The 6,139-nt window shown below is 47.2% G+C and carries 6 protein-coding genes; 5 read left to right on the top strand and 1 reads right to left on the bottom strand.

Annotated elements, in window-relative coordinates:
• Positions 1–502 precede the first annotated feature (502 nt).
• The gene (locus tag B157_RS36750) at positions 503–2,221 is read left to right on the top strand and encodes a sensor histidine kinase (protein WP_169521699.1); all 1,719 of its coding nucleotides are present in this window, start codon (positions 503–505) and stop codon (positions 2,219–2,221) included.
• Between the two features lie 593 nt (positions 2,222–2,814).
• Here the strand turns inward: B157_RS36750 and B157_RS37365 are convergent.
• The gene (locus B157_RS37365; RefSeq protein WP_020603072.1) at positions 2,815–3,663 is read right to left on the bottom strand and encodes an IS701 family transposase; all 849 of its coding nucleotides are present in this window, start codon (positions 3,661–3,663) and stop codon (positions 2,815–2,817) included.
• Positions 3,664–3,676: 13 nt separating this feature from the next.
• On the opposite strand from B157_RS37365, the gene B157_RS39300 reads away from it, so the two are divergent.
• The 4 genes from B157_RS39300 to B157_RS0109295 all read left to right on the top strand — a co-directional run bounded on the left by B157_RS39300 (position 3,677) and on the right by B157_RS0109295 (position 6,055).
• Positions 3,677–3,817, top strand: a complete 141-nt coding sequence (locus tag B157_RS39300) for a hypothetical protein (protein WP_020603071.1) — start codon at positions 3,677–3,679, stop codon at positions 3,815–3,817.
• A gap of 191 nt (positions 3,818–4,008) precedes the next feature.
• A complete protein-coding gene (locus B157_RS0109305) occupies positions 4,009–4,653 on the top strand; it encodes a peptidoglycan DD-metalloendopeptidase family protein (protein WP_020603070.1) in 645 nt (214 codons plus the stop codon).
• Between the two features lie 72 nt (positions 4,654–4,725).
• On the top strand, positions 4,726–5,226 hold the full coding sequence (locus tag B157_RS0109300; RefSeq protein ID WP_020603069.1) for a GbsR/MarR family transcriptional regulator: 501 nt from the start codon (positions 4,726–4,728) through the stop codon (positions 5,224–5,226).
• A 55-nt stretch (positions 5,227–5,281) separates the two neighbouring features.
• Complete coding sequence (locus tag B157_RS0109295; RefSeq protein ID WP_157618356.1) at positions 5,282–6,055, top strand: thiol-disulfide oxidoreductase DCC family protein; 774 nt, start codon at positions 5,282–5,284, stop codon at positions 6,053–6,055.
• The last annotated feature ends 84 nt before the right edge of the window (positions 6,056–6,139 follow it).

Genomic DNA, 6,139 nt, shown 5'->3' with positions numbered 1-6,139 from the left:
GATGATGGGGCGCAAGCGATGCTCAACTTACGGGTAGCGGCTAAGAGTGGCCGCTGGCAATTGGTCAGAGACCGCCTAAATTTAGTTGACAACGACTAAGTCAACTTAAGGCAGGTAGTTTTGAAATGCACCTGTTTCATAGTCGTATTGGAAATCCTGATGGCGGCATTGCTGAACCAAAATTAGCCAGTCGATCCGTACCCGTTTCTCATGGTTTACCATGATTTTGTGGCGATATACTTGGAAATGAGCAGAAAAAGGCGGTTGTTAGAAACTCAAACCCTGCGTTCGCATGACTAAATGGCTACTTGTTTTTTTTCTGCTGCATACGGGTTTTGTTACCCTGGCTCAGCAGACTGTTTTTCGTGTCGATAGTTTGCCGCCCGCTACGGGTATTTTACTGGATAAGGGCTGGAAATTCCATGCGGGTGATAATCAAAACTGGGCCAGACCCGATTTTAAGGATAGCCAGTGGGAGACTATTAATCCAGTGAAGGATATTATGAGCCTGAAACAACTGGACAATGTCCCTATTTTCTGGCTGCGACTGCACCTGAACGTCGATTCAACGCTACGAGGTAAAACCGTTGCCCTGTCGGTCAAACAAACAGGAGCATCCCAGTTTTTTCTGAATGGGGAATTGATCAGTAAGGTGGGACATATATCAACAATTCCTGCGGAGGTACGCGGTTATGACCCTATGGGTGAGCCTATTGCTTTGCCTTTCTCGATGACACCTGACCAATTCCTTTGTGTTCGATTTGCCAAAGCTGATTTATTTTTAATTCAGCAATTCTATTTTGAAAACCCTGTTCTCCAACTGAAGATCGCTACAATTGAATCAAGCCTTCGGGTCTATAATCGATCACACCACATTAACAGCACTGGTCTTTATTTAGGTTATTTTAAAGCAGGTGTATTTTTATTATTCGCATTTTTACACCTCTGGTTGTACAGTTATTATTCAGCTCAAAAATCAAACTTATATTTCAGCATCTGGAGTTTTTTAACAGCTATCACTTACTCAGTAAGTGCTATTACATTTCATATTAACGATTTGGCAATTCGGAATACTATCTCGCTTATTTTCGCTCCTCTATACCCTGTTATTTTGTTTATTTACTTCCATGCCTTCCTTCATTTATTCAAGGTCAAAAAGGGGACTTGGTACACATTCATCGTTGTATTTTTTGTCGTCAGTTTGCCTATGATGTTTCGCCCCTATCAATGGGGCTGGGTACCTGGAGTAGTTGGGATGTCTGGTTTAGTAACAGTTGAAATTTGTCGCGTCACATGGCAAGCGTACAAAAAAGGGGATAAGGCCGCTCTGATTATCACCCTGGGAGAAGCGACATACGTAGTCCTTTTAACCTTATCAATCGTGCTATTAAACCTACCCTCGTACAATGCAATCGTAACCAATACCTTATACAACATCGGAATATTAGCTCCACCGTTTGCCATTATCTATTATTTAGCCACTCAATTTGAACATAACCGAAAATCATTGCAGCAAAAACTGGTTGAAGTTCAACAACTCTCTCAGGAAAAGGAGCAAACTCTGCTGGGCCAAAATGCCGAACTGAAAGCCGCTTTGTTGCAGGGGCAAACCCTTGAACGCCAACGTGTAGCAGCCGATCTCCATGATAACCTGGGTACTACCCTGACGGCCCTGCGCTGGACTCTGGAGTCCATGGATAAATCTAAGCTGACCTCCGTGGAGAAAACCGTTCTGGCAACCATTGATCAGCAAATGAGTCAGGCCTATACCGATGTACGGCTATTATCCCACAATCTGCTGCCTAATGAACTGGCCAAACAGGGCTTAGCCGCGGCTCTCCGCATCATGGTGGATAAACTGAACCGAAATACACCTGTGCGGTTTCGGTTGAGCGGAGCTGACACGCTCCCCCGACTGGATCGGCAAACCGAGTTCGAGTTATACAGCATCTGTCTGGAGTTGCTCAACAACACCGTCAAACATGCCTGGGCCACCCAATGCTTTATAAACATAACCCTAACAAATGATGCCCTGCAACTGACGGTAGGTGATAATGGAACCGGCTTACAGAATCATCAGAAAGAGGGCCAGGGTTTGCATAACGTGGCATCCCGTGTTGACGCTCTGAGGGGAACCTGGACAATAGAGACAGAATCAGGCGTACGCCATCAGATTATAGTACCGCTCAGGACACCTGCCCACGTTTTATCGCAAACTTAACCGTGTCCACTGCGCTCTTGACACCTAATTTCTGCATCAGGTGTCGGCGGTGGGTTTATACGATTAGTACACGGATAAACAGTTCCTCAGCAATCTGGTGCGTTAGGTTATCATCGGCAATCAATCGTGGCAACATCCCAAAGCCACAAGGTTCGCTCGTTAAGGAGCCGGATTGAACACCCACAAATCACTGAAAGTGGTAAAGCCGTTTTTAGCCCAGAGCAGTAAATTTAAACAGGTTCTATTCTTGACTTTAGCTTTATGCAGCCCAAGCTAAGGCGTTCTGCCATAGTTGGTACTGCTGTTGACTCATTTTTACGTGTACTACGTCTTTTTTAGATGTGCAAAAATTCATTTCTTGCCACAAATACCGCCTTACGCTCGCCAGTGCATCACTGAAAGTAAGTTCCTTTTTTACGTACCAACTACTCATCTGACAAGTCAATAAGGCTTGTTGTTGGAGCGAGTTAGCTATCAGGGTAACCAGTGAAAATAAACCCAGTAACACCGGTGTTGTACGACCGATAGACAGATCACTCCATTGCCGCTGGGTTTCTACGCCCAGATGCGCTCGTATTAAAGCAAACGTTGTTTCAATCGACCGTAACGACGGCCCGGCACCAACGCACAAAATAACCGATCATTTCATCCGCTCTCAAACCTGGATCGTTGCTGACCAAACCTGTCAGCTTGTTCTCCGGCCGGATCAATACCCACCTGATTGCTACGGGCTTTTTGCCCGTGTGATACCATAAGGCAGTGCCAGTAACGTAGTCTACTGTTTGGGATTGACCACCATACCAATCGGCAACTTCAAGCTTCTGCCAAGTCTTCGATTGGTCATCTGCAACCTTGAATAGCGTGGGCAAGCGGGCTCCCTTAAGCCGCTTACGACCGCGCTGGCCGGGGGGTGATATCGGCACGGGCTCATACAGGGCAGCATCTAGGCGCAACCGACTAATCAGGCTTACCTTCCCCTGCAAGGCGTTTAACAAATCAATGACGGCATAACTATTATCACCGACTGCAACTACCTGGCGATCACCTACCCACCGTTTAAGCTGCAAGAGCAATTGACGCGCCCAATCGGTGAGTTTCTTGTGAGCCCGCAGTTTATCATCGTAATAGCGTTCTGAGGGTGCCAAAGCCGTCAAAAAAGGCAACGCCCATACCCGATTTGCCCAACTCACTTTGGTTAGCAGCATCACGCTGATCCATCGTAATCCACTACATTTAACAAAGTGACTATCACTACTTCGAACGGCATCTCTGTAAATACCACGGGCTTTTATCTGTGCTCCCCAGCGTCGTTCCAGGGTTTCATCAATGCCTACCACTACAGGCTGTTGGCCAATGAATACTAATAGAAGTTGATTCAATAAAAGGCGGCTTGCTGCAAGTGCCGACCATTGGACATGGCTTAATACTCGATGATACCGCACCGGCGGCCCGGTTATGAAACGCTTTTTCCTGATGCAGACCTACGATTCGAAGCACCGAACTGATGGTCCGCTTACCCGGAACGAGAACAGCCCCAGCCATCAAGAGTTGAACGTGAACGAAAACACGCTTGCAAAACAGACTGGCGTAGGGTAGTATTACAGTCAGAAACTCGCTGGGAAGCGTAGGCATATAGATCTAAGTTTAGCGACTCAAATCTACATACCAAAGCCCAGCGGGCTTCTTCTAAAAGGCTAAAGTCAAGCTATTGGTAGCTTTGAAAAAAGTGATGGTGCTTATCGTTTATTTACTGTTCATACGTTTGTTACTGTACTTACATACTCCAAATGCTTCTTCCGTTTGATTTCCAGAAAGAACCGTACCTCACACTTGACTTCTCGGCTAGTAATTCTGACCTGACAACGCTCAACCTAACCAATACCGCTATTTTTACGGAATACGTATTCGGTAAATTGAGGGCAGCCGGTGCGAAAGTGGGCGTAGGAGGCTATAACGAACACCGAACTATTTACCGCCGGAGTCAGCATTTTAACGAATCAGACGATGGACCGCGCGAAATTCACCTAGGCATCGATTTATGGGCGGAAGCCGGAACGCCCGTTTTCGCCCCATTGGAAGGTGTCGTACATAGTTTTCAGGACAACGCGAATTTTGGTGACTACGGCCCTACCATTATTCTGGAACATGAGCTGAATGGCAAACCACTTTACAGTCTCTACGGTCACCTGACCCGCCAATCGCTGGAAGGGTTGCAGGAAGGAAAAAAAATAAGCGCGGGAGAAAAGTTGGCCGAAATCGGTCCCTACCCCGAAAATGGGGACTGGCCCCCGCACCTTCATTTTCAACTCATGACGGACATGCTGGGCCAGAAAGGTGACTTTCCCGGCGTTTGCTCCTTAGTCGATCGGGAACGGTTTCTGAAGTTGTGTCCTGATCCAAACGCAATACTGGAAATTCAGGGGCTACGCTAATCTCTTATAACATTAAAAATCATTCCTTTCAAAATATTTTGAAAATTCAAAATAGTCGTGTAGTTTTGCCTCATGACCTTCGACGAAGCAAAAGATAAATTTATCCATACCTGGGGCACGCTGGCCTCGCAATGGGGCATCAACCGCTCCATGGCGCAACTACACGCGCTGCTGCTTATTGCCCCCGAATCACTGGCTACGGAGGATATTATGGAGCAGTTACAGATTTCGCGCGGTAATGCCAGTATGAATCTCCGCGACCTGATGGATTGGGGTCTGATATACAAGCAGCTAAAACCAGGTGAACGACGTGAGTTCTTCTACGCCGAGAAAGACATTTGGAAAGTGGCCCGGCAGGTAGCGAAAGAACGCCGTCGCCGGGAAATTACGCCCGTTGTTGAGGTGCTGAATGAGTTGAAGGCTATCCCTCCCGATACACCGGAAGCACAGGAGTTTCTGCGCGTTATAGCCGGTTTAGGCAACGTGGTAGGTTTTGCTGACAGCACGCTCAACGCGGTCATCAAAGCGGAGGAAAACTGGCTAATGGGGCAGTTCCTGAAAGTATTTCGTTAACTTTTTTTTATACCTTAATTTCAATAGTTTCTGAAATTTTAAACAGATTAGAATCGTGAGAAAGCTACTCATTTACGATGCCAGTTGCCCGATGTGTCGTGTATACACGAAGGGCCTGGTTGCCACCGACCCTAGCGGTTGCCTGAGTCGGATAAGCAATGACAAACTGACGGACAGAGAATTAATAAACCGGCTAGACCAGCAACGCGCCCGGCATGAGATCCCCATGATTGACCTCGACGGGGGCAAAACGCTCTATGGCATTGATACCTGGCTATGTGCCATTGGGCAGCACAGTCAGCAACTTAAAAAGCTCCTCTCGTTCGGGTGGGTGCGAGTCGCCTTGCAAAGAATATACGCTTTTATTTCTTACAACCGGCGTATCATAGTTACGTCCGCTCCGGGGCGGTGGCAACTACTGGACCTGCAACCCGATTTCCGGCTGAATTACCGACTGCCATTTATCCTGCTAGTACTGGGCATTTCGGGGGTACTGTTCTCCACTATAAATCAGGCTTTTGAGCCAGTAACCGCTTTAGTTGCCAGTCAGCTGATTAGTACAACGCTCTATGCACGCGTATTTAAGCCCGGTCATTTTCTCGAAACTGTACTGGATTACAGCGGGCATCTGGGTATGAGCCTGTTGATTGGGGGGCTGTTTATCAAAGTGGGTCAGGTAGCCAACGTGTCAGCCTTCGTCCTGACCGGATACGCCCTACTGATTGGTCAGCACTTCATTCGCACGTATCGGCTGGGGTTGAATCCCTGGATCAGCGTCTGGTTCACCGCACTGGTTTTTCTGTTGCTTCGTCCCAACGGAATTTTCTAAGTCTGCTTTAGGAATGCTGATAAAATAAGGTGACACAAATTTTGTAGTTTTGCTCGCAGCTTCTATTTCCGCTCATGGCTCACT

The organism is Spirosoma spitsbergense DSM 19989, from assembly GCF_000374085.1.
GTDB lineage: Bacteria > Bacteroidota > Bacteroidia > Cytophagales > Spirosomataceae > Spirosoma > Spirosoma spitsbergense.
This window is presented reverse-complemented; position numbering and strand designations above follow the sequence as displayed.